We start from the raw sequence: 22911 nt of genomic DNA on the forward strand, positions 1-22911 counted from the left end.
ATGCTAGTGCGCGATACGCCATCCATCACAAAAAGGGAGAACAACTTGGGGCACGCAACCGCCGCCTCGCGGCTCGACAACGACTATCAGACCCTGTTCCAGCTGGCGCCCGTGTCGCTCTGGCTGGAAGACTTCAGCGCGGTGCGCCGGGCGTTTGAACAACTGCGAGCCGATGGCGTCACCGACCTGCGCCGCCACCTGCGCGACAACCCCGACGAGGTGGCGCGCTGCTCGGCCCTGATCCGCGTGCTCGATGTGAACCAGCGCACGCTGGACCTGTTCCGCGCCAGCGATCTGGCCGACCTGGTGGCCAACCTCGACAGCGTGTTCCGCGACGACATGTTCGACCAGCATGTGGAGGAACTGGGCCAGCTCTGGGACGGCGGGCAGCATTTTTCCAGCCAGACCGTCAACTACACGCTTGACGGCGAGCGTCTCGACATCCGCCTGGAAGCCACGGTGATGCCCGGCCACGAGGCCGACTGGTCGCGTGTGCTGCTGTCCATCGAGGACATCACGGCGCGGGTGCGCACCGAACGCGACCTGCGCCGCGCCCAGCAATATGCAGTCGGGCTGTTCGAACATTCGCCGGTGTCGCTGTGGGTGGAAGACTTCAGCGCCGTGAAGATGCTGCTGGACGAAGTGCGCGCGGCGGGCATCACGGATTTCCGCACCTTCCTGAACGTGCACCCAGATTTTGTCTCGCGCTGCATGCAGGAAATCCGCGTGCTCGACGTGAACCAGCAGACGCTGACGATGTTCGGCGCGTCAAGCAAGGAAATCCTGCTGTCCCGCCTGGGCGACGTATTCCGCGACGACATGCGCATCCACTTTGCCGAGCAGCTGATCGACCTGTGGCACGAAAAGCTCTGGCAGCAGCGCGAGGTCATCAATTACGCGCTGGACGGCCGCTCTGTGGACGTCTTCATGCAGTGGTCGGTATTCCCGGGCCGCGAGGCCGACTGGGACCAGGTGCTGGTGTCGCTGACCGACATCACCGCGCGCAAGAAGGCCGAGGCCTATGTGGAATTCCTGGGCAAGCACGACGTGCTGACCAAGCTCTACAACCGCGCCTATTACGAGGACGAACTGGCCCGGCTGGGTCGCAAGGGCCCGTGGCCGGTCAGCGTGGTGGCGGTGGACCTGAACGGCCTGAAGGCCATCAACGACCAGTTTGGCCACGGCGACGGCGATGCGCTGCTGCGCCGTACCGGCGAGGTGCTGAAGAAGGCCGTGGGCGAACAGGCGTGCGTGGCGCGCATCGGCGGCGATGAGTTCATGGTGCTGCTGCCGGGTCGCGACGAACGCGGCGCGGCCACAGTGGTCGAACAGATCCAGGAAGTGGTGGGCCTGAACAACCAGTTCTACCCGGGCGCGCGGCTGTCGTTCTCGATAGGCGCGGCCACCTGCACCCAGGGCGACCGGCTCACCGACACGGTCAAGCTGGCCGACCATCGCATGTACGAGGCCAAGCGGGCCCACTACGAGGAACTGGGCAACGAGCGGCGACAGCGTGATTCCGATCCACGCTGACGGCTGAAACCCGAGGACGAAAACCCGAGGACGAAAAAAAACCGGCAGTCACCTGCCGGTTTTTTGCTTGCAGCCCTGCCGCCGGATCAGCGATCCAGCCGGGCCCCGCGCATCAGAGGAACACGATCAGCGCCACGCCGCCGATGATCAGGCCAAACTTGGTCACGTAATACAGGTTCTTGTTCCAGGACTTGAAGCGGCGGCGATACTGGCCGCCCAGCCACACAAAGCGGAACAGCTTGTTGATCGCGCCGGTCTGGTCGTTTTCGTCGTTCGGCGAGCTGGCGGCCGTCATCACCTTGCGGCCCAGCCAGTGGTTGACCGTGGCCGCCCAGCGATAGCGCATCGGGCGCTCGATGTCGCAGAACAGGATCAGGCGATCCGTGTCGCTCTTGTTCTCTGCCCAGTGCAGGTAGGTCTCGTCGAACACCACGCCCTGGCCGTCGCGCCAGCTGTGGCGCTCGCCGTCCACCTCGATGAAGCAGCGGTCGTCGTTGGGCGTGGACAGGCCCAGGTGGTAGCGCAGCGAACCGGCAAACGGGTCGCGGTGCGGGTTGAGCTTGCCGCCCGGCGGCAGTTCGGCAAACATCGCCGCCTTGACCGAAGGCATCTCGCGCAGCAGCGCCACGGTGTTCGGGCACAGCGTTTCGGCCGACGGGTGCTGGGCTTCGTACCACTTGAGGTAGAAGCGCTTCCAGCCGTACTTGAAGAACGAGTTGAAGCCAGCGTCGTCGTTCTTGTCGGCGGCCTTGATCTTGCGCATCGCGATCAGGGCCAGGCCCTCGTCGCGGATCTGCGGCCAGGCGGATCGCAGTTTCTCCAATTCAGGAAAGCGGTCGACACCGATGTACGGCGTGCGCGGCACGCCCGAGAACATGTACATGAAGCAGTTGACCGGTGCCACCAATGCCGAATGGTCGAGCACCTGGCGCATGAACGGCAGCCGTACCTTGCCGCGGAAATGCACATACAGGATGGCACCCACGTAGACGGCGACGATTATCCATTTGATCACCCGAAATCCCCCTCCAGGACAAACCCCGCCCCCGGAGTGACCGAACGGCCGTCGGGAATGGCCTGGGAGCGGAAAACGCGCTATTTTAGCCAAACGGCGACGCTCACGCATCGTGTGATGCATGAGCCTCACCACAGGCCAGCGCGTTCAGGGCTTGCCGCGCGATTGCCGGGCGATACGGTCGATCAGCACGCGCGCATCCTCGGCCTTGCCCTGCAGGGTCAGCAACCGCGCATTGAGCACGATGTTTTCCAGCACCAGCTTGGCCGTGGACGCCCACAGGGTGGCCAGCAGTGCCTCTTGCGACAGACCCGAGGTTTCCAGTTCGGTGGAACGCTCGGCAATGATCTTGCACGCCAGTGCACGCAGCTTCTCGTCATCGAATGGCAGGTTCGCGTAGTCGATGGGATCGGCCTTTTCCACCTCCACCATCAGTTGCAGCAGCAGATCTTCGGTCATCGGCACACTCCTGGGGACTAACGGGTCATACGCGGAAATCGGCGGCCATATCGGCATCGGTACGCGCCTCGAGCCGGCCCGAGCGGCACGCCTTCACAAAAACGTCGTAGTCGCGCTCCACCTGGTCGGCATAGGCATTCGAGTAGGCGATCATCGATTCGGCCATGCGGTCGTTGCTGCCCAGGTAGCCGCTGACCTCGGCCGCCAGCCCGCCGGCCTTGGCATGGGCACGCGCCAGCACCCAGCCGCACACGCGGGCATAGGCGGACAGCACGTTGATGTCCATCAGCTCGATATCGGCCGAGAACTTCATGTCGCGCAACTGCCGGATATAGAAATGGCGGCCAAACGGCCCCTTCGACCAGCCCAGGAAAAGGTCGCTGGCGGCCTGCATCAGACGCTGCCCCTCCACCACGCGGCGTCCCTCGTGCGAGACCGCCGCCGACTTGAAGTAGCGCGCCACCACCGACCGGCTGGCCTCCTTGACCTGCAGGAACAGCGGCTTGCCATGGCTGTCGATCATCAGCTGGATCAGGCAGCGCGTGCCGACGCTGCCCACGCCCACCACCTTGAAGGCCATGTCGTGCAGCTTGAAGTGCGACAGCAGTTCACGCCGGTCACGCGCGAGCGTGGAGACATAGTCGCCAAAACACTTTTCAACGATTTCGCGCGGATTGTCGACAGCCAGCCAATCGTCCTTGGCATTGAACAACGTCTGCGCGCCGCGCACATGGAACACGGCGGGCGGCGCGTCGAGAATGCGCCAGCGGTCACCATCGTGCTCGGACAGCTTGGGCAGCAGCGTCTCGTGCGTGCGCTCGGCGGCGCGCTCCATGGCACGCCGGACGCGTTTCTGGATGTCGGGATCGTCCGTGCTTTCCAGCAGCCGCTCGAACGTGATGCGGTCGTACCAGGTTTCCAGGATGCCCATCTCCGCGTACTCGGCCATGCGCTCGCGGTAGCTGGTCACCACTGTGTGAACCAGGTCGTCGGCAGCCTGCGTGCCGTGGCGCAGATGGCGTGCCGCCACCACGAAGCTCGCGGTCAGACGTTTCAGGTCCCATTCCCACGGGCCCGGGCTGGTTTCATCGAAATCGTTGACATCGAACAGCAGCGCGCGCTCGGGCGTAGCAAATCCGCCAAAGTTCGACAGATGGCAATCGCCGCAGATCTGGTGGATCAATCCCGTATTCGACGTGCCGGCGAGGTCGTGCGCCTGGATGATGGCGCTACCTCGATAGAACGTGAATGGCGACGCGATCATGCGCCCGTAGCGCAAGGGGATCAGACGCTCCACCCGCCCGGCACTGCTTTCCTCCAGCAGGCGAACCGGGTCGCGATCGACGTTGCCGATCAATTCGTGCGTGCGTCGGGGCACCTTCTGACGAAGGGCCTTGCCACGCTCAAGCCGTTCTGCAAGCTCTGCCACGTTTTCCACTCTTGCCTCCACGCCCAGCGGGCCCAGGACAACGTTAGATTTTGTGCAGCATATGCAACCACGCTAAGACAAGTGCAACGGCTTGTCAATTTGACACCGTACATTGTCCAAAATGACGGGCGCGCCACTATGCAGCGCCTTGATCACATGCCACCGTGCTCTCAAAGAAAATCAGACACCGGCCTACAAAACCGTCACAACTATCCGTGTAAGCTGTGGTCTCAATTTCGCATCGCCAACGAGAAGAGCAGCATTCATGACCAAGCGATTTCTTGCTGCCATGCGTCAATACGTGTGGTTCAAGGGGGTAAAGCACCATGTGGTCCAGGGCGTCGAAGCACTGGCCGATCTGCTGAAGTCCCCCTCTGTCGCGGCCCGTGCAGTGGCCGCCATCGTGTCCGAAACCGAACACGGCGTTCAGGTATGGGTATCCTATTTCGGCAAGCCGATGGATCCGCATACCAATTATGTGCTGTGGCCGACCCGCGTGCTCAAGCCCGCCCGACGACGTATCGTCGCGACGCCGCAGTTGCCGCCACGAGGCTAGCCGCGCGCGGCTTCGCCGAACCGTTCGCCCCGGTATTCCGGCAGTATTCCCACCTCAGTGTTTTCGTTGTTCGCCAAGGAGCCGCCATGCCCGAACCGCAACATGATGAAGCACTGGTCAACAGCTTTCTGGAGCGCGTGTCGGCCCTGTCCGTCAGCGCTTTCGATGGCGCCGACGTGAACCAGGAACTGACGCAGGTAATGAACGAAGCGGCGCGCGCCTGCGGCGCCGGCGGCAACCTTGCCGTGCTGACATCCCGGCTCAAGGCCCGCGCTGAAGCCGCGGATCGTGAAGGCCAGCCACAGGTACGCGACACGTTCAATCGCGCCGCGTCGCTGATCAAGGCCTGATTCCTTTCCCCAGACAACGTGCTCCCCGCCGGTCGCATGACCCGCGGGGACGCTACGCGTTTGCAGACGATGCATCGCGGATCGCGCAAAAAGACGAGCGAATGCCGCGCCGCGCCAAATGCGCTGCGAGAAAGCAGAAAGGAAAATGGGAAGAGAAAGCAGGAGGGGAAAAAACAAAAGGGCTACACATCATGTGTAGCCCTTTCGAGTATCTGGTTGCGGGGGCAGGATTTGAACCTGCGACCTTCGGGTTATGAGCCCGACGAGCTGCCAGACTGCTCCACCCCGCGTCTGAAGAAAGAGATTATGCAGCAATCTGGGGCACGTGGCAAGCGTTTTATGCACCAGCAATAAGAAAAGGCCTCTGTGGGTGCTTCGAGGCCTTTGTGCATGATGGGATGGGCCGCGCGTTATTGCAGCGCGAGCCCGCCAGTGAACGCTACGCGATACGTCGCAACGGCTTCACCGTGACACCTTCCAGGCCTTTCACGGCTTGCGACACATAGCGGTTCACGTGATCGAGCGCCTCGAGCTTGGTATCGAACGGCTGACGCGGAAACGGATTGTGACGCGCTATCAGAACTTCACCATCCTCGCGACGAATCACCTCGATCATGATGGCCCACTTATCCTTGGGCAGGACGATCACTTCGTAGACGATCTTTAATCCTTCGTATTCGGGCATGGCGCGCTCCTTGTTTTCTACTGCTGGCGCGCACCGCGGCGCGCCTCAGTTCCAGACTAGGAGCCATCCCCCGATCCACGAATGATCTGGATCAAGTCAAAACCAATGAGGCCTGAATCGGCCTGTGATGCGCCATTGCACGCATCGCAAGGAACTTTGCAGCGATGCTGCCGTGCCTATCGCACCGGACCAATCAGCTTGTCGATCAGCGCGTAGGCTGCGGCAAACGCCGCCACTTCGGCTGCGTGGCGTGTGGCGAAGACGTGTGCGCCGCTGGCAAGCCGCTCGGTGTCGCCTGCGTCGGCGGGGTCCATGCCCTCCTGGGACACGCGCACCTCGTAACCCCAGGTCTGCGTATCGCCCACGCTGCCGGCCACGGCATCGTGTTGCGAGGTCACGAGTACGTATGCGTCCATGCCGCGATAGCCTTCCACGCGCCAGTCGTCCTGTTGCATGTGTTGCCTCCGTGAGTGGCGATCAGGATTGAAGTTGGAGCCAGCCAGCGCGCAGGTGTTCCGGCCGCCCGTGCATACAGCATAGACAGCGAACGAAGCAGCAAGGAAAAGAAGGGAAAAACGAGGGGGTAGGACGGGGGAATGAAAAAAGGGCTTCCGTTTCCGGAAGCCCTTTTCTCGTATAGGTTGGCGCGGCTGGCAGGATTCGAACCCACGACCCCTTGGTTCGTAGCCAAGTACTCTATCCAACTGAGCTACAGCCGCAACCGAGAAATGAGATTATATAGAAGTTTTCAGTTTTGTGAACCCCCTTCACGCATTTTTTTCATCGACGAGGGTCGAGGGGCGCAACTTCCTATAATTGAAGCCTCATGAAGTGATCCGGAACATGAACAAGGCTTTTGTCAAAGAGTCGTCCAACGATGACGACGACGATCTTCCCGAAGGCGCGACACCGCTGCCTGCCGGCACCAAGAACTACATCACTGAGGCCGGCTACACGCGGCTGCGCGACGAGCTGATGCATCTGATCGATGTGGACCGTCCGGACATCGTGCAGATCGTGTCGTGGGCGGCGTCCAATGGCGACCGTTCGGAAAACGGCGACTACCTCTACGGCAAGAAGCGCCTGCGCGAGATCGACCGGCGCATCCGCTTCCTGACACGCCGGCTCGACAAGGCCGAGGTGGTAGACCCATCGCTGCAGGGCGACAACGACCAGATTTTCTTTGGCGCGACGGTCACGTATGCCAACCAGTCAGGCGAAGAGACCACGATCACGATCGTCGGCATGGACGAAGTGGACCTGGACAGCAACCACGTAAGCTGGATTTCACCGATCGCCAAGGCGCTGATCAAGGCGCGCGAAGGCGACACCGTGCCGTTGCGTACGCCGGCCGGCATCGAGCAGATCGATATTCTGGAAGTGAAATACCCGGCGAAGCCCCCGCAGTAACAACGGGACGCAGTATCGTTTTGCTGGCGCCGCTTAACCGTCGTTCCGGTCGCGGAAGATCCGGATCACATCCGGATTGCGGCGTAGCGCGCGCATGACGTTGGCCAGGTGCAGACGGTTTTGCACCTGGATCACGAACTGCATGTACGTGGCTTCCTGGTGGCCGGCCACCTGCTGCTGCTCCATCGCCACGTGGGCCACGTTGGCGTCGGCTGCAGTCAGGTCGGCTGCCACGCGCGCGACGATGCCCTTCACGTTGCGCACCATGACCTTGATCGAGACATCGAAGGCGCGCGTCGTCTTCTTGGCCCACATGACCTCGATCCAGTGCTCGGGGTCCTTGCTGTGCAGGCGCTTGGCGACCTTGCAGTCCTGTACGTGGATCTGCAGGCCTTCGCCCTTGCCCAGATAGCCAACGATCGAGTCGCCCGGGATCGGACGGCAGCACGCCGAGAAGATCATCGACATGCCTTCGTCGCCGGTGATCGGCACCGCCGGGGCTTCCTCGCCCGCGAACGTCTGCACCGCAGCCAGCAGCGCGCTGTCCACGTCGCCGGACAGTTCCTGAAGCAGGATCTCCATGCGCCGCGCCACCACGGCTGGCACGCGCCGGCCCAGCGCCAGGTCGGCGAAGATGTCCTCGCGCACCTTGTTGCCGGTCCACTGGATCATGCGCTCCCACACCGACTGCGGCACCGCCTTCAGTTCGATGCCAAGCTGGCGGGCTGACTGATCCAGCAGGCGTTCGCCCAGCTGGATGGCCTCGTCGAGCTTGGTGGTCTTAAGGTAGTGCCGGATCGCCGCGCGCGCCTTGCCGGTGCGCACGAACGCCAGCCAGGCCGGATTCGGCTTGGAGTACGGCGCCGTCACCACCTCGACGATATCGCCGCTCTTGAGCTCCGTACGCAGGGGCAGCAGCTCGTTGTTGATCTTGACGGCCACGCACTGGTTGCCCAGGTCGCTATGCACGGCGTACGCGAAGTCCAGCGCCGTGGCGCCACGCGGCAGCGCACGGATATGGCCCTTGGGCGTGAACACGTACACGGCATCCGGGAACAGGTCGATCTTGACGTGTTCGAGGAATTCCTGCGAATCGCCAGTCTGGCTCTGGATATCGAGCAGCGACTGCAGCCACTGGTGGGCCTGCTGCTGGATATCGTTGGCATGGTCGGCCTGGTGCTTGTACATCCAGTGCGCAGCCACGCCGGCCTCGGCAATCTGGTGCATGCCACGCGTGCGGATCTGGAACTCCACCGGCGTGCCGAAGGGGCCCACCAGCGTCGTGTGCAGCGACTGGTAGCCGTTGATCTTCGGAATCGCGATGTAGTCCTTGAACTTGCCCGGCATCGGCTTGTACAGGCCGTGCAGCGCGCCCATCGCCATGTAGCAGTGCATCTGCGTTTCCACGACCACACGGAACCCGTAGACATCCAGCACCTGCGAGAACGACAGCTGCTTGTCGTGCATCTTGCGATAGATGCTGTACAACGTCTTCTCGCGGCCCGACAGTTCGGCCACGATGCCCGCGTCGCCCAGAGCGGCCTGCGCCGCCTCCAGGATGCGCCGGACCACCTCGCGGCGGTTGCCGCGCGCGGCCTTGACGGCCTTTTCCAGCGTGGCGTAGCGGAACGGCGAGCCAACCTTGAACGACAGGTCCTGCAGCTCGCGGTAAATCGTGTTGAGACCCAGCCGGTGTGCAATCGGCGCGTAGATCTCCATCGTTTCCAGCGCGATCCGGCGCCGCTTCTCGGGCGGCACGAAATCGAGCGTGCGCATGTTGTGCGTGCGATCGGCCAGCTTGACCAGGATCACCCGCACATCGCGCGCCATCGCCAGCAGCATCTTGCGGAAGCTTTCCGCCTGCGCCTGCTCCCGGCTCTGGAATTCGAGCTTGTCCAGCTTGGTCAGGCCATCGACCAGTTCCGCCACCTTCGGGCCGAACTTCTCGGCCAGCTCGCTCTTGGTAATGCCCTGGTCTTCCATCACGTCGTGCAGCAACGCCGCCATGATGGACTGCACATCGAGCTTCCAGTCTGCGCACAGCTCGGCCACGGCCACGGGGTGCGTGATGTATGGCTCGCCGCTCTGGCGGTACTGCCCCAGGTGCGCCTCGTCCGAGAACTGGAAGGCTTCCCGCACCGCGGCCTGGTCCGCCGGCTTCAGGTAGGCCAGCTTCTCCATCAGCCGCGCGATCGAGATGACCTGCTGCCTTGGCGGTACCGCCGGCTGCGACGTCGGGCCGAAGAAGTGCCGGTATGACTGCGCCAGCACGGCGTCGATGAACAGGTCGCCGCCAGGCGTGGCGGGCACGGTGCCAGCCACCGGTTCGGCTACCAGTTCATTGGCCAGCGCCGCACGCGCCTTGCCCTGCTGGATCGGGGGCACGACGGCACGCTCGCCGACGACGTTGTCGCCGAGCGGATCGGGCAGATTGGGAGCACCGGTACGGGCTGTCACGGGAGGAGGTCCGGGACGCTTACGGCCGGCAGGCGCGGAAGGCGCCGGAGGCAGGGCTGTGGAGACCGGCACGGCACCGGGCAGCGGTGCACCGGGCGCCACAGGCGTGGCGACCGCACCGGCCGGTGCCGGCACGGCGCCAGGACGCCTCGCCGCCGGCAATGCACGCGAAAGCCCGGCCCCGGCGTTGGCCGGGGGAGCAATGGCGGGATCGGTCGGCGACGAAGGCATGGCAGCCCCTGGAATTCAACCGGATGCGCGGCTGGATGCGTACGCACGCGAAGCATGAATGAACCACGGGCCGCCCTGGCAATCAGGTCGGTACCTTCTTCAGCATCTCGATACCCACCTGCCCGGACGCGATTTCACGCAGCGCCACCACGGTGGGCTTGTCCTTGGCCTCGACCTTGGGCGTGTGACCTTGCACGAGCTGACGTGCACGGTAAGTCGCGGCGAGCGCGAGCTCGAAGCGATTCGGGATGTGTTTCAGACAATCTTCGACGGTAATACGCGCCATATCAAATCCACCTTGGGATAGAACCTGTTCGACAGGCCGGTATTTTACAGCACGCCGCCGGAACCTTCCGGCGGCGGGCCTGCAATCAATGAATGCCGAGCTCGATAAACAGCTCGGCGTGACGGGCCTTCTGCGACGAAAAGCGCAAACGGGTCGCGTGAACGACGTTTTGCAGCTGCTTCAGCGCGTCCTCGAACACCTCGTTGATGATCACGTAATCGGACTCCGAAGCATGGGCCATTTCGCTACCGGCGGCGAGCAGGCGGCGCACGATCACATTCGGCTCGTCCTGGCCGCGCTTCTTGAGCCGGTCCTCCAGCGCCGTCAGCGACGGCGGCAGGATAAAGATCTCCATGGCGTTCGAAAAGCGCTGGTGCACCTGCTGGGCGCCCTGCCAGTCGATTTCCAGCAGCACGTCGTTGCCCTGGGCCATCTGCTGCTCGATCCAGACGCGCGAGGTGGCGTAGTAGTTGCCGTGCACCTCGGCCCATTCCAGGAATTCGCCGCGGTCGCGCGCGGCACGGAATTCCTCGATTGTGGTGAAGTGGTACTCGCGGCCGTTCTGCTCGCCCGGACGCGGCTTGCGCGTGGTGTGCGAAATCGACAGGCGGATGGACTTGTCCTGCGCCAGCAGCGCATTGACCAGCGTGGATTTGCCGGCCCCGGACGGTGCCACCACCATGAACAGGTTGCCGGGATAGGCGGTATCGATGGCGGTGTGGGTGGTGTCGCTCATGATCTTATTCGAGGTTTTGAATCTGTTCGCGCATCTGCTCGATCAGGAGCTTGAGCTCCATCGATGCATCGGCGAGTTCCTTGGCCGCGGCCTTCGAGCCCAGTGTATTGGCCTCGCGGTTCAGCTCCTGCATCATGAAATCCAGGCGCTTGCCGACCTGGCCGCCCTTCTTCAGGATATGCCGGGTTTCGTTGAGGTGGGCCTGCAGGCGCGACAGCTCTTCGGCGATATCGATGCGGATGCCGTAGACCGTGGCTTCCTGGCGGATACGCTCGGCCACTTCTTCGCGGCTCATCGACGGCATGCCGTTCGGCGCGGCCAGGTTGAAGGCTTCCTGCAGGCGCTCGGTCAGCTTTTCCTGATGGTGGGCGATCAGCTGGGGGATCATCGGCGTGAGGCGCTCGACGATGGCCAGCATGGCGTCGATACGCTCTTCCAGCGTGGCCTTGAGCGCCGCACCCTCGCGGCTGCGCGCCTCCAGCAGTTGCTTCAGCGCCTCGCGCGCGGCGCCGGTCACGGCCTCGCGCAGGGCTTCCTGGGACAGTTCGGGCTCCACCAGCACGCCGGGCCAGCGCAGGATCTCGCCCATGCGCATGGTGCCGGCGCCGGCGAACGTGCCCGCCACGGTGGTTTCCAGTGCGCGGATCTGGTCCAGCAGCCCCTGGTTCAGTGCCAGCGTGGCGCCGCCGGTGTCGGTGCGCTGCAGGTTGATGCGGCATTCGAGCTTGCCGCGCGACAGCTCGCCCATCAGCATTTCACGCAGTGCCGGCTCGAAGGCGCGGCACTCTTCCGGCGCGCGGAACAACAGGTCGAGAAAACGCGAATTGACAGTGCGGAATTCCACGGAAACCGAAGCCGTGCGGCCGCTGGGTTCGCCCTGGGCGTTGGTCAGCGGAGCCTGGCGGGTAGCCAGGCCATAGCCTGTCATGCTGTGGATCATCGTCGTTAATCTCGCGAAAGAGTCGAAAAATCAGGATTCGGTACGAAAGCCGGGGCCGGCGGCCCGGCCAGCGCGGCCGTACAGGCGGTAAATCGCCCGAAAAATCAATGGGAAAGCGGTGGTCGGAAAGCGCGGAGTTTTGGCAACAGTCCCCGCTAATGATTTCTTTACAAGTGACCGATTAGCCCGGAGAATCCGGGAGCAAATGAGGTCCCGAATCCTATGACAGAGTCCAAGGGCGCCAACCAACCCAAGAGCGCGCCGCTCCCTATCGGCACGCTGCTTGCCAACTACCGTATTGTAAAGAAGTTGGCCAGCGGGGGGTTCAGTTTCGTCTACCTTGCCACCGACGAGACCGGCGCACCGGTTGCCATCAAGGAATACCTGCCGTCCTCGCTGGCCCGCCGCAGCCCCGGCGAGCTGATTCCTGTCGTCCCCGACGAAAACGCCGCCTCCTTCCGCCTGGGCCTGAAGTATTTCTTCGAGGAAGGCCGTTCGCTGGCCCGTATTTCGCACCCGAGCGTGGTTCGCGTGGTGAACTTCTTCCGCGAGAACGCCACGGTCTACATGGTGATGAACTACGAGCTGGGCAAGACACTGCAGGAGCATATCCTGCAGGCCCGGCAGCAAGGCAAGCCGAAGGTGCTGCGCGAGCGTTTCATCCGCAAGGTCTTCCACGACCTGATGAGCGGTCTGCGCGAAGTGCATATTCACAAACTGCTGCACCTGGACATCAAGCCCGGCAACATCTACCTGCGCGAGGACGAATCGCCGATCCTGCTTGATTTCGGGGCCGCCAGGCAGATCCTGACCATGGAAAACGCGCGCTTCCAGCCGATGTACACTCCCGGCTTCGCGGCGCCCGAACTCTATGGCAAGCATTCCGAACTGGGCCCGTGGACCGACATCTACAGCCTGGGGGCCACGTTGTACGCGTGCATGGCCGGCATGCCGCCGCAGGAGGCCAACCAGCGCGAGAAGGAAGACCGCATGGCCGAATCCTTCACGCGGCTGCGCGCCACCTACACCAACGGCCTGGTCGACCTGGTCGAGTGGTGCCTGCGCCTGACGCCGTCCGAACGGCCGCAGAGCGTCTTCCGGCTCCAGAAGGAGTTGCGCGACCAGAGCAATGCGCTGGGCGAACAATCGGCCGCCGCGGCCGCCAGCGCCCCGGTGGCGCCGGCTACCGAGCGTCTCAATGCCACCAGCCGCTTCATGACGCTGCTGCGCCGCCGCGAAGACAGGAACATCGACAAGCCGACCGCCGCAAAGCCCGTTCACGCCGGGGAAACCGGCCGAAGCGGCGACTAACGCACGAACCCGACACGAATTACCGCAATGCGATTCTCCGTCTACCAGGAAAGCCGGAAAGGCGGCCGCCGGATCAACCAGGACCGCATGGGCTACTGCTTCACGCGCGATGCCCTGCTCATGGTGCTGGCCGATGGCCTGGGCGGCCACGCCTTTGGCGAAGTCGCCGCGCAACAGGCGCTGCAGACGCTGGCCCGCCAGTTCCAGTCGCAGGCCCGCCCGTCAATCCGCAACCCTGCCGACTTTCTGCAGGACACGGTCATGCTGGCGCATCGCGAGATCCACCGTTATGCCGAAGCCAACAAGCTGGCCGACGTGCCCCGCACCACGGTGGTCTGCTGCCTGATCCAGAACGGCCAGATCCACTGGGCCCACGCCGGTGACTCGCGCTTCTACCTGATGCGCAAGGCCGCGCTGCTGACGCGCACACGCGATCACTCGAAGATCGAGAACCTGCTTCAGCAGGAACGCGTGCTGCCCTTCGAGGTGGCCAACCATCCGGAGCGCAACAAGCTCTACAACTGCCTGGGTTCGCCCAACCTGCCGCTGATCGACATTGGCGGCCCGGTGCGGCTGGAGCCGGGCGATGTGGCGCTGCTGTGCTCGGACGGCCTGTGGGGCGTGCTGGACGAAAAGGTCATTGTCGACAAGGTGACGCACCTGTCGGTGGTGCATGCCATCCCCGACCTGATCGAACAGGCGCTGGCAAATGCCGGCGAAGGTGCCGACAACACCACAGCCATCGCCATGATGTGGGAAGCCGACGCCACCGTGCCCAACGAGGAAGCGGTGCTGACCGACACGCTGCCGCTGAACGCCTTCACGACGTCGATCCTTGAGCGCACCGGCACCGAGACCGACCTGCTGTCCGAGGAAGAAATCGAACGCTCGATCGCCGAGATCCGGGCGGCGATCGACAAGACGTCGAATCTGATGCGCTGAAGGCACTCGGGGGACACCGTCGGGCGCACGATGCGCCCGGCGGCGTTAGAATCGCGGTCTTATCCGATTCCAACGAAAGATTCCCCATGCGACCCAGCGGACGCGCGGCCGACGTGCTGCGACCCATCAGCCTGACCCGTCACTACACCCGCCATGCCGAAGGCTCGGTATTGAGTGCCTTTGGCGATACCAAGGTGCTGTGCACGGCCAGCGTGCTGCCCAAGGTGCCGCCGCACAAGAAGGGCAGCGGCGAAGGCTGGGTCACCGCCGAATACGGCATGCTGCCGCGCGCCACGCACACGCGTTCGGATCGCGAGGCCGCACGCGGCAAGCAGACCGGCCGCACCCAGGAAATCCAGCGCCTGATCGGCCGCGCCATGCGCTCGGTGTTCGATCTGGCCGCCCTTGGCGAATATACGATCCATCTCGATTGCGACGTGCTGCAGGCTGACGGCGGCACGCGCACGGCCGCCATCACGGGCGCCTTTGTGGCCGCCCACGACGCCATCGGCAAGATGCTGCGCGATGGCCTGATCCAGGCCAGCCCGATCCGCGACTTCGTGGCCGCGGTATCGGTCGGCATGGTCGACGGCGTGCCGGTGCTCGACCTCGACTACGCCGAGGACAGCACCTGCGACACCGACATGAACGTGGTGATGACCGGCAGCGGTGGCTTCGTCGAAGTCCAGGGCACGGCCGAGGGCGCGCCCTTCAGCCGCGCCGACCTCGACGCCATGACGCGCCTGGCCGAAGCCGGCATCGCCGAACTGGTGCGCCACCAGAAGCAGGCGCTTGGCCTCTGATTGCGGAAGGGATTTGACGATGCAACGCCTGGTCCTGGCCTCCAACAATGCCGGCAAGGTGCGCGAATTCAGCGCGCTGCTGTCGCCGCTCGGGTTCAATGTCGTGCCGCAGGGCGAACTTGGCATTCCGGAAGCCGAGGAGCCGTTCGTCACGTTCGTCGAAAACGCGCTGGCCAAGGCACGCCATGCCAGCCGCCTGGCCGGCATGCCGGCGCTGGCCGATGACTCGGGCATCTGCGTCGACGCCCTCGATGGCGCGCCGGGCGTCTATTCGGCGCGCTACGCGCAGATGGTGGGCAAGCCGAAATCCGATGCCGCCAACAACGCGCACCTGATCTCGCAACTGGCCGGCAAACTGAACCGCCACGCCCACTATTACTGCGTGCTGGTGCTGGTGCGCCATGCCGACGATCCGCGCCCGATCATCGCCGAAGGCACGTGGGCGGGCGAAGTCGTCGACGCACCGCGCGGCGCGGGCGGCTTTGGCTACGACCCGCACTTTCTGCTGCCACGGATCGGCAAGACCGCCGCCGAACTGACCGCGGACGAGAAGAACAACATCAGCCATCGCGCGCTGGCCCTGCAAGGGCTGGTGGCACGGCTGCAGGCGGCGAGTCTCAAGGTAGGCGCATGATCCCGATCATCCCCGCCGGCAGCAGCAAGCCGGCCGAAGTGTCGCCGGCCGGCAACCAGCAGCTCTGGCTCAAGCCGGGCCAGATCGCCCTGCCCGGCTCGCCGCCGCTGTCGCTGTATGTCCATATTCCCTGGTGCGTACGCAAGTGCCCGTACTGCGATTTCAATTCGCATGCGGCGCCGGGCAAGAACGACAGCCACGACATCCCCGAAGACATCTACCTCGATGCGCTGCGCGCCGACCTGGAACAGTCGCTGCCGCTGGTATGGGGCCGTCCGGTGCATACGGTGTTCATCGGCGGCGGCACGCCGAGCCTGCTGTCGGCGGCCGGCATGGACCGCCTGCTGTCCGATATCCGCGCCCTGCTGCCGCTGGACGCCGATGCCGAGATCACGATGGAAGCCAATCCCGGCACGTTCGAGGCCGAGCGCTTCGCAAGCTATCGCGCCAGCGGCATCAACCGGCTGTCGATCGGCATCCAGAGCTTCGATGACCGGCACCTGCAGGCGCTGGGCCGCATTCACGGCGAGCGCGAAGCACGGGCGGCGATCGACATCGCGCTGAAGCACTTCGACAACGTCAACCTGGACCTGATGTACGCGCTGCCGGGCCAGACCATCGACGAATGCGTGCGCGACCTGGAGGCGGCGCTGTCCTATGGCACCACGCACCTGTCGCTCTATCACCTGACGCTGGAACCGAACACGCTGTTCGCGAAGTACCCGCCGGCCCTGCCGGACGAGGACATTGCCTACGAGATGCAGGACATCATCGAAGCCCGCACGGCGCAGGCCGGCTTCCGCCACTACGAAACGTCGGCCTATGCCAGGCCCCATCGCGAGGCGAAGCACAATCTCAATTACTGGCGTTTCGGCGATTACCTGGGTATCGGTGCAGGCGCGCACGGCAAGCTGTCGTTCCCGAACCGGATCCTGCGCCAGATGCGCCACAAGCATCCGGCCACGTATATGGAACAGGCCATGGCCGGCAATGCCGTGCAGGAAGCGCGCGAAGTGGGCGCCGATGAACTGCCGTTCGAGTTCATGCTCAACGCGCTGCGGCTGACCGACGGCGTACCGGCGTCAAGCTTTCACGACTACACCGGCCTGCCCTTGCACACCATCAGCAAGCAACTGGCGGCGGCGGAAATGAAAGGCCTGCTCGAAGCAGACCCCACGACGATCAAACCCACTGAACTGGGTCGCCGATTCCTCAATGACCTGCAGGAGATGTTCCTGAACGATTGAGTGCGAAATAGTATTTCGACGAGGCATTTCGACGCAGCCAGCAAAAAAGCGCCACACCCTTAACAGGTGTGGCGCTTTTACTATGTGCTGCGATGACTGGCCGACGCTCAGTATGGGGTCGCCATGTCGTTGGCAACACGAGCGCGGTCACCCACGCGCAGGTTGCCGAGATTGCTCTGCGTGACGGTGGCCACACGGCCATCGTCCAGGCGGACGTTCACGCGATACGCGGTCGAGGTATTGCTGCCGGCGCGCTTCTCGATCTGGTTGCCCGCCACGGCGCCGCCCACGGCACCCACGATCGTGGCGGCGGTCTGTCCGCGCCCGCCGCCGATCTGGTGGCCGAGCAGGCCGCCTGCCGCACCGCCGATCACGGTGCCCAGCAGCCCCGAGCTACCCTGCGTCGACTGGATCGGCTCGATCGATTCCACGCGTCCGGTAAATACCGAACCGGCCGGCGCCTGGTAGCTGTTGGTGCCCGGCTGCTGATAAGCCTGCGGCGGCGGCGCCGTGTTGTAGTTGCCATAGCCGCCGTAGCCCGGCTGCGCGCAACCGGCCAGGCCCGCGGCCAGCGCCAGTGCGCCCAGGCTGCCAAGCGCCAGCCACGCCCTGGATGTGTCCTTGTTGTCCTTGGTGTCCTTTTGTTGTTCCATTGGCAATTCTCCTCTGATGGCTGTTTGAGGCTGTTTGAAAAGGTGAAGCGGCGGGGCGCACGCGCCAGGCATATGCCCGCAAATCGACCTTTCTAGGAACCTTACAGCGCCAACATGGTTCCGCGCTGTCCGACAAACACCGACAATTTCGCCAGTCCATGGCGCATTCCGGCCAACGCAACAATGGACGGCTCAACCATGCCATCCGGCATGCGCAGGATGCGCGGCACACTGTCGGCACACTGTCCGGCTCCGCGACCTTGTATAATGCGCGGCCGGGCATGGCGGATGACACGCCGCAGCGCCCGGTATCCAATCCGAAAGGAAGCGTGGCCGAGTGGTTTAAGGCAGCAGTCTTGAAAACTGCCGATGGGGTGACCCATCCGTGAGTTCGAATCTCACCGCTTCCGCCAAGACAAATGAAAAATGCCGCAGCACCGCTCCGAACTGGAGCCCGTGCTGCGGCATTTTTTGTTGGCAGGCCGCCCAGCAGGCGGCCAGGCCAGTCCAGCGATCAGTCCGACTGATACTTCGGCGAGCGCGGGCCGTACAGGATGCCGTTGGGCTGGCCGGCCGACAGCAGGCGCAGGCTGGCCATTTCGGCCACCTTGTAGGTGGCGTCGAACGCGTGGTTCATGGCTTGCGCGATGGCGGCGCCGATCAGCGCGCCGATCAGGCCACCGCCTGCGTTGCCCGAACTCTCGTTCGTTGCCGTGGCCGAGCCGCTCCACAGTTCGTTGCCCGTCTTCAGGTCCACCAGCTTCGCGCCGGCCGTGACCTTCGTTACGCTGCTCAACACCTGATACTGCGAGCCGTAGCTGCTTACCGTCACGTACAGGGCCGCGTCGGCCCCGAAGATCTCGCGCAGCTTGGGTGTCGGAACCGTGTGGATGTCGCCCGGCGTAGTCAGGCCGTTCTGACGGAACGTCTCGTCGACCAGTGCCACGGGCAGCACGTAGTAGCCAGCCTCGGCCAGCGGCACGGTGGCTTGCGACAGCATGCCGTACGTCGCCTTGACATCGGGCGACTCATTGAGCGGCGGCAGCACCACAATCGAGCGCGGGCGGGCCTGCTTGTAGGCGGAATAGTCGATCTGCTTCTGCGTGGCACAGCCGGCGAACAGCATGACGGCGCCGAGGGTGGCGATATAGGTCAGAATGCGACGCATTATTTCGTGCTCCCTGCGGTAACGTCAGATTTGGTGGCGGCCGTGGTTTCCGGCCTGGCCTGCGGTGCGGCAGCGCCCACTTCCTTGCGCTCGTCGGTCTTCACGTTGCGCAGCAGGAAGTCCATGTACGGCGACGCCTCGGGGAACAGCGTCTTCTCGGTCTGGAATTCCTTGATCATCTGGTCGCCCTTGCCCACGTTCAGGTAGAGCATGCCGAGCTGGGCGTGATAGCCCGGAGGCACTACGCCGCCCTTGGCCTTGATCTTCTCCAGGCCACCTTCGAGCGCGGTGATCTGCGCTTCCTTCGACTCACCCTTGAAGTACTCGTAGACCTGGACCTGATAGCCCTCCCACTGGTACATCGGTTGAGGACCCGCACATCCGGCCAGCAAGCCGGCCGCCGACAAAAACGCCACATTGCGCAGCGTGACCCATTGCTTCATGGTTTTTCTCGCTTCTGTTGGTAAGGATTTACTGCTGACCCGGCTTCCAGGCGCCGCTCTCGATCGCGTTGACCATGTTGTTCACGGCCTCGCGCATGGCCAGGTCCATAACCTTGCCGTTGAGCGTGGAGTCGTAGCTAGCCGTTCCGCCAAAACCGATCACTTCACGGTTCGACAGCTTGTATTCACCAGCGCCCTGCGTGGAGTACACGACTTCCGAGGTGGTGATATTGACGATGTTCAGGTTCACCTTGGCATAGGCCACTTGCTCGCGGCCGCGGCCCAGGATGCCGAACAGCTGCACGTCGCCCACTTCCTTGCGACCAAACTCGGTGATATCGCCGGTCACCACGAAATCGGCACCCTTGAGCTTCTGGGCCTGATTCTTGATGGTGGCTTCGCGCTTGATCTCGTCGAGGTTTTCACGCTCCAGCACGTTGAAGCGGTTGGTCTGCTGCAGGTGGGTCACCAGGCTGGTCTTGGCCTGGCCGCTCAGACGGTCGATGCCGTCCGAGAACACGCCGCGCATGTAGTTGGAGCGGTTGTCAAACTTGCCCACGGCGATGGGCGTGCGCACGCCATTGAACGGGCGGCTCGCGCTTTCCACCTTCTGCACCGGCAGTGCGGTCGACGTTTCGGTCGCGCAACCGGCCAGGCCCATGGCGGCCACGATACCGGCCAGGCAGCAGCTCTTCAGATTCCTCACTTCTATTTCTCCAGGTAGCGTCACAAGTCGGCGAACTTGCCGACTCGGAAAAATGGACCAGCGGCCCAGATACATCAATAGCAAAAGGGCGAAATTTTACTGACGCAAATCAAATCTGTCAGATTTCCGCCAGCAACCATTGAACTGTTGCTACCCAGATCGTTATCGGAAATGTCCTGCGATTGTTTAGGCCGCATGCATCACGCCCCCACTTCAGTTGGGAGCCGGACACCGATCGCCCAGCCGTGACGCCCCAAAAGAAAAACCCCGCCATGCTCAGGCGGGGCCAATATCCAACGACTTCCTTGGAGGGATTCGGTATGGCAAGGCCGCCCGCGGCGGCCAGCGCCATTATTCGGCTGTGATCTTGCCCTGCTCGATCACGGTCTTCCAGCGCTTGAGTTCCTGGTTCTCGAACTCCGCAAACTGTTCCGGCGTATTCGCGACCACTTCGAAGCCCTGCTCGCTGAGCTTCTTCTGCATGCCCGGGTCCTTGAGCGCGCCGACGATGGCGCCGTGCAGGCGGGTCTTCACGTCAGCCGGCAGCCCCTTGGGCGCGGCCACGCCCTGCCACGAATACACGTCCACATCCTTGACGCCGCCCTCAGCCATGGTCGGCACGTTCGGCAGTACCGACGACCGCTTGTCGGACGTCACGGCCAGCGCCTTGAGCTTGCCCGTGCGGATATGCTGCAGCACTGCGTTGATGTTCTGGAACGACACGTCCACCTGGCCTGCCAGCAGGTCGGAGATGGCAGGCGCACCGCCCTTGTAAGGCACATGCAGGCCCTCGGTACCGCTCTTCTGCCAGAACAGCGCGGCCGTCAGATGGTCGGACGAACCGGCACCCGAACTGGCAAACGACACCTTGCCCGGATTCTTCTTCATGTAGGCCACCAGATCCTGCAGCGACTTGGCCGGAAAATTCGGATTCGCCACCAGCACGTTCGGCGCGCGCACGGCCACCGTCAGCAGGTCGAAATCCTTGGCCGGGTCGTACTGGAGGTTCTTCTGCAGGAACGGATTCACCGCAAAAACGCCAATCGAGGCCACCAGCATCGTGTAGCCATCGGCCGGGGCACGCTTGACGAACGTGGCACCGATGGCGCCGGTGGCGCCCGGACGGTTGTCCACCACGAACGGCTGGCCGAGCTTTTCATTGAGCGGCTGAGCCAGCAGGCGCGCAATGGTATCGGTGGACCCACCGGCCGGGAACGGCACCACGACCGAGACCGCGCGTTGCGGCCAGGCCGTGCCCGACGCCACTGCGGCGCCGCTGACCGTGATGCCGGCTGCCAGGGCAACGGCCACGCCGGCCAGGCGGCGCAGCCATGTGGAAGCAAAAGCCGCGCGCGGGGCGGCCGTGAAGGTGTTGACCATGTTGTTGTCTCCTGCTTTGAACGAAAGCTGTGCTGCTTCTCTGAATGTGCGGCGGCCCTGTGCGGTGCCGCCGCGTGCATGCGGCCGATACGTCGATCAGCGCACCATGCAAGGCATCTTGTTGTTGAACTTCCAGTTGGGAATCAGGAACTGCATGGCGATGGCGTCGTCGCGCGCGCCCAGGCCCTTTTCCTGATAGAGGCGGTGGGCGCGCGCCAGCGCGTCCATGTCCAGTTCCACGCCCAGGCCCGGCGTCTTGGGCACCTGCACCAGGCCGCCTTCGATCTTCAGCGGGTTGCGCGTCAGGTGCTCGCCGTCCTGCCAGATCCAGTGCGTGTCGATGGCAGTGACGCGACCCGGCGCGGCAGCAGCCACGTGGGTGAACATCGCCAGCGAGATGTCGAAATGGTTGTTCGAATGCGAGCCCCAGGTCAGGCCCCATTCCGAGCACATCTGCGCCACGCGCACCGAACCCTGCATGGTCCAGAAGTGCGGGTCGGCCAGCGGAATATCCACCGACTGCAGGCGCACCGCATGGCCCATCTGGCGCCAGTCGGTGGCGACCATGTTGGTGGCGGTGGGCAGGCCGGTGGCGGCGCGGAATTCGGCCATGATCTCGCGGCCCGAATAACCGTCCTCGGCACCGCAAGGGTCTTCGGCATAGGCCAGGATGCCGTGCTTGTCGCGGCACAGGCGGATCGCGTCCTTCAGCAGCCAGCCGCCGTTCGGATCCAGCGTGACGCGCGCCTTCGGGAAGCGCTCGTGCAGGGCGATGATCGCTTCCATTTCCTCGTCGCCGCTCAGCACGCCGCCCTTGAGCTTGAAGTCGTTGAAGCCGTAGCGCTCGTAGGCGGCTTCGGCCAGGCGCACCACGCCCTGGGCATCCATCGCCACTTCATTGCGGACGCGGAACCATGCGTTGTCGGCCCCCGGCTCGGTGCGGTAATCGAGCGTGGTCTTCTTGCGGTCGCCCACATAGAACAGGTAGCCCAGCATTTCCACGGCGTCGCGTTGCTGGCCTTCGCCCAGCAGCGCCGCCACGGGCACCTGCAGGTGCTTGCCCAGCAGATCCAGCAGCGCGGCTTCCAGCGCGGTGACGGCGTGAATGGTGATGCGCAGGTCGAACGTCTGCAGGCCGCGGCCACCGGCGTCGCGGCTGGCAAACTGTTCGCGCACCTTGTTGAGGATGGCCAGGTACTGGCCGATGCCCTGACCCACCACCAGCGGGCGGGCATCTTCCAGGGTCTTGCGGATGCTCTCGCCGCCGGGCACCTCGCCCACGCCGGTATTGCCCGCGCTGTCCTTCAGGATCACGATGTTGCGGGTGAAGTAAGGGCCATGTGCGCCGGACAGGTTCATCAGCATGCTGTCGTGGCCCGCCACGGGCACCACGGTCAGTTCGGTCACGACGGGCGCGGCATGCGATTGGCCCACGGCTTGGGAAGTTGCGTTCATGTGGATGGTCTCCGAGTCCTGGTCTCTAGGGCGCCGGGATCGCGCTCCCCTTCATGTGTGCGGAAATGCGCCCTGCTGCCTT

Annotated in this window: 24 protein-coding genes and 3 tRNA genes; 10 read left to right on the plus strand and 17 right to left on the minus strand. The window is 63.9% G+C overall.

What is annotated here, in order from left to right:
* Positions 1–1533 (plus strand): GGDEF domain-containing protein, encoded by a 1533-nt coding sequence (locus A9J21_RS20715; RefSeq protein WP_066739044.1) that lies wholly within the window; start codon positions 1–3, stop codon positions 1531–1533.
* Between the two features lie 112 nt (positions 1534–1645).
* Here the strand turns inward: A9J21_RS20715 and lpxO are convergent, their stop codons facing one another.
* From lpxO to A9J21_RS20730, 3 genes are all read right to left on the minus strand, one after another.
* Complete coding sequence (gene lpxO, locus A9J21_RS20720; RefSeq protein ID WP_066739045.1) at positions 1646–2548, minus strand: lipid A hydroxylase LpxO; 903 nt, start codon at positions 2546–2548, stop codon at positions 1646–1648.
* Between the two features lie 147 nt (positions 2549–2695).
* Complete coding sequence (locus tag A9J21_RS20725; protein WP_066739046.1) at positions 2696–3007, minus strand: hypothetical protein; 312 nt, start codon at positions 3005–3007, stop codon at positions 2696–2698.
* A gap of 25 nt (positions 3008–3032) precedes the next feature.
* A complete protein-coding gene (locus A9J21_RS20730; protein WP_066739047.1) occupies positions 3033–4445 on the minus strand; it encodes a DUF2252 domain-containing protein in 1413 nt (470 codons plus the stop codon).
* 256 nt (positions 4446–4701) lie between these two features.
* Between A9J21_RS20730 and A9J21_RS20735 the strand changes: the two genes are divergently transcribed.
* Complete coding sequence (locus A9J21_RS20735) at positions 4702–4992, plus strand: hypothetical protein (RefSeq protein ID WP_066739048.1); 291 nt, start codon at positions 4702–4704, stop codon at positions 4990–4992.
* 86 nt (positions 4993–5078) lie between these two features.
* Positions 5079–5342 (plus strand): hypothetical protein, encoded by a 264-nt coding sequence (locus A9J21_RS20740; protein WP_066739049.1) that lies wholly within the window; start codon positions 5079–5081, stop codon positions 5340–5342.
* A 213-nt stretch (positions 5343–5555) separates the two neighbouring features.
* On the opposite strand, the gene A9J21_RS20745 is transcribed toward A9J21_RS20740, so the two are convergent.
* The 4 genes from A9J21_RS20745 to A9J21_RS20760 form a co-directional block, all read right to left on the minus strand.
* A tRNA-Met gene (locus A9J21_RS20745) sits at positions 5556–5632 on the minus strand.
* A 149-nt stretch (positions 5633–5781) separates the two neighbouring features.
* Complete coding sequence (locus tag A9J21_RS20750; RefSeq protein WP_066739050.1) at positions 5782–6027, minus strand: hypothetical protein; 246 nt, start codon at positions 6025–6027, stop codon at positions 5782–5784.
* Positions 6028–6203: 176 nt separating this feature from the next.
* A complete protein-coding gene (locus A9J21_RS20755; RefSeq protein ID WP_066739051.1) occupies positions 6204–6482 on the minus strand; it encodes a hypothetical protein in 279 nt (92 codons plus the stop codon).
* A 187-nt stretch (positions 6483–6669) separates the two neighbouring features.
* Positions 6670–6746 (minus strand) — tRNA-Arg (locus tag A9J21_RS20760).
* Positions 6747–6870: 124 nt separating this feature from the next.
* Here A9J21_RS20760 and greB point away from each other — a divergent pair.
* Positions 6871–7437, plus strand: a complete 567-nt coding sequence (gene greB, locus A9J21_RS20765) for a transcription elongation factor GreB (RefSeq protein WP_066739052.1) — start codon at positions 6871–6873, stop codon at positions 7435–7437.
* 33 nt (positions 7438–7470) lie between these two features.
* Here greB and A9J21_RS20770 read toward each other — a convergent pair whose 3' ends face one another.
* The 4 genes from A9J21_RS20770 to A9J21_RS20785 all read right to left on the minus strand — a co-directional run bounded on the left by A9J21_RS20770 (position 7471) and on the right by A9J21_RS20785 (position 12087).
* Positions 7471–9894: a bifunctional (p)ppGpp synthetase/guanosine-3',5'-bis(diphosphate) 3'-pyrophosphohydrolase gene (locus tag A9J21_RS20770; protein ID WP_066739053.1), complete on the minus strand. Its 2424-nt coding sequence runs from the start codon at positions 9892–9894 to the stop codon at positions 7471–7473.
* Positions 9895–10207: 313 nt separating this feature from the next.
* Entirely contained in the window at positions 10208–10411 is a 204-nt protein-coding gene (rpoZ, locus tag A9J21_RS20775) for a DNA-directed RNA polymerase subunit omega (RefSeq protein ID WP_006578656.1), read from the minus strand.
* Positions 10412–10496: 85 nt separating this feature from the next.
* Positions 10497–11147, minus strand: coding sequence for a guanylate kinase (gene gmk / locus A9J21_RS20780; protein WP_066739054.1), 651 nt, complete (start codon positions 11145–11147; stop codon positions 10497–10499).
* Between the two features lie 4 nt (positions 11148–11151).
* Positions 11152–12087: a YicC/YloC family endoribonuclease gene (locus A9J21_RS20785; RefSeq protein WP_066739055.1), complete on the minus strand. Its 936-nt coding sequence runs from the start codon at positions 12085–12087 to the stop codon at positions 11152–11154.
* Between the two features lie 222 nt (positions 12088–12309).
* On the opposite strand from A9J21_RS20785, the gene A9J21_RS20790 reads away from it, so the two are divergent.
* The 5 genes from A9J21_RS20790 to hemW all read left to right on the plus strand — a co-directional run bounded on the left by A9J21_RS20790 (position 12310) and on the right by hemW (position 17024).
* Positions 12310–13398 (plus strand): serine/threonine-protein kinase, encoded by a 1089-nt coding sequence (locus A9J21_RS20790; protein ID WP_066739056.1) that lies wholly within the window; start codon positions 12310–12312, stop codon positions 13396–13398.
* 27 nt (positions 13399–13425) lie between these two features.
* Positions 13426–14340 (plus strand): PP2C family serine/threonine-protein phosphatase, encoded by a 915-nt coding sequence (locus tag A9J21_RS20795; protein ID WP_066739057.1) that lies wholly within the window; start codon positions 13426–13428, stop codon positions 14338–14340.
* Positions 14341–14426: 86 nt separating this feature from the next.
* Entirely contained in the window at positions 14427–15143 is a 717-nt protein-coding gene (gene rph, locus A9J21_RS20800) for a ribonuclease PH (protein ID WP_066739058.1), read from the plus strand.
* Positions 15144–15162: 19 nt separating this feature from the next.
* A complete protein-coding gene (gene rdgB / locus A9J21_RS20805; RefSeq protein ID WP_066739059.1) occupies positions 15163–15777 on the plus strand; it encodes an RdgB/HAM1 family non-canonical purine NTP pyrophosphatase in 615 nt (204 codons plus the stop codon).
* Positions 15774–17024: a radical SAM family heme chaperone HemW gene (gene hemW / locus A9J21_RS20810; RefSeq protein ID WP_066739060.1), complete on the plus strand. Its 1251-nt coding sequence runs from the start codon at positions 15774–15776 to the stop codon at positions 17022–17024. The genes rdgB and hemW overlap by 4 nt, the downstream gene beginning before the upstream one ends.
* A 107-nt stretch (positions 17025–17131) precedes the next feature.
* Here hemW and A9J21_RS20815 read toward each other — a convergent pair whose 3' ends face one another.
* Entirely contained in the window at positions 17132–17677 is a 546-nt protein-coding gene (locus tag A9J21_RS20815; protein ID WP_066739061.1) for a glycine zipper 2TM domain-containing protein, read from the minus strand.
* A gap of 323 nt (positions 17678–18000) precedes the next feature.
* On the opposite strand from A9J21_RS20815, the gene A9J21_RS20820 reads away from it, so the two are divergent.
* Positions 18001–18090 (plus strand) — tRNA-Ser (locus A9J21_RS20820).
* Between the two features lie 101 nt (positions 18091–18191).
* Here the strand turns inward: A9J21_RS20820 and A9J21_RS20825 are convergent.
* The 5 genes from A9J21_RS20825 to gudD form a co-directional block, all read right to left on the minus strand.
* Entirely contained in the window at positions 18192–18848 is a 657-nt protein-coding gene (locus tag A9J21_RS20825; protein ID WP_066739062.1) for a DUF799 domain-containing protein, read from the minus strand.
* Entirely contained in the window at positions 18845–19288 is a 444-nt protein-coding gene (locus A9J21_RS20830; protein ID WP_066739063.1) for a DUF4810 domain-containing protein, read from the minus strand. The genes A9J21_RS20825 and A9J21_RS20830 overlap by 4 nt, the downstream gene beginning before the upstream one ends.
* A 28-nt stretch (positions 19289–19316) precedes the next feature.
* Positions 19317–19949, minus strand: coding sequence for a CsgG/HfaB family protein (locus A9J21_RS20835; RefSeq protein ID WP_066739064.1), 633 nt, complete (start codon positions 19947–19949; stop codon positions 19317–19319).
* A gap of 396 nt (positions 19950–20345) precedes the next feature.
* Positions 20346–21374 carry a tripartite tricarboxylate transporter substrate binding protein gene (locus A9J21_RS20840; protein WP_082926538.1) on the minus strand — a complete coding sequence of 343 codons (1029 nt, stop codon included), beginning with the start codon at positions 21372–21374 and terminating at the stop codon, positions 20346–20348.
* Positions 21375–21470: 96 nt separating this feature from the next.
* A complete protein-coding gene (gene gudD / locus A9J21_RS20845) occupies positions 21471–22829 on the minus strand; it encodes a glucarate dehydratase (protein ID WP_066739065.1) in 1359 nt (452 codons plus the stop codon).
* Positions 22830–22911: the final 82 nt, after the last annotated feature.

This window comes from Cupriavidus sp. D384 (genome assembly GCF_001652915.1).
Classification (GTDB): Bacteria; Pseudomonadota; Gammaproteobacteria; order Burkholderiales; family Burkholderiaceae; genus Cupriavidus.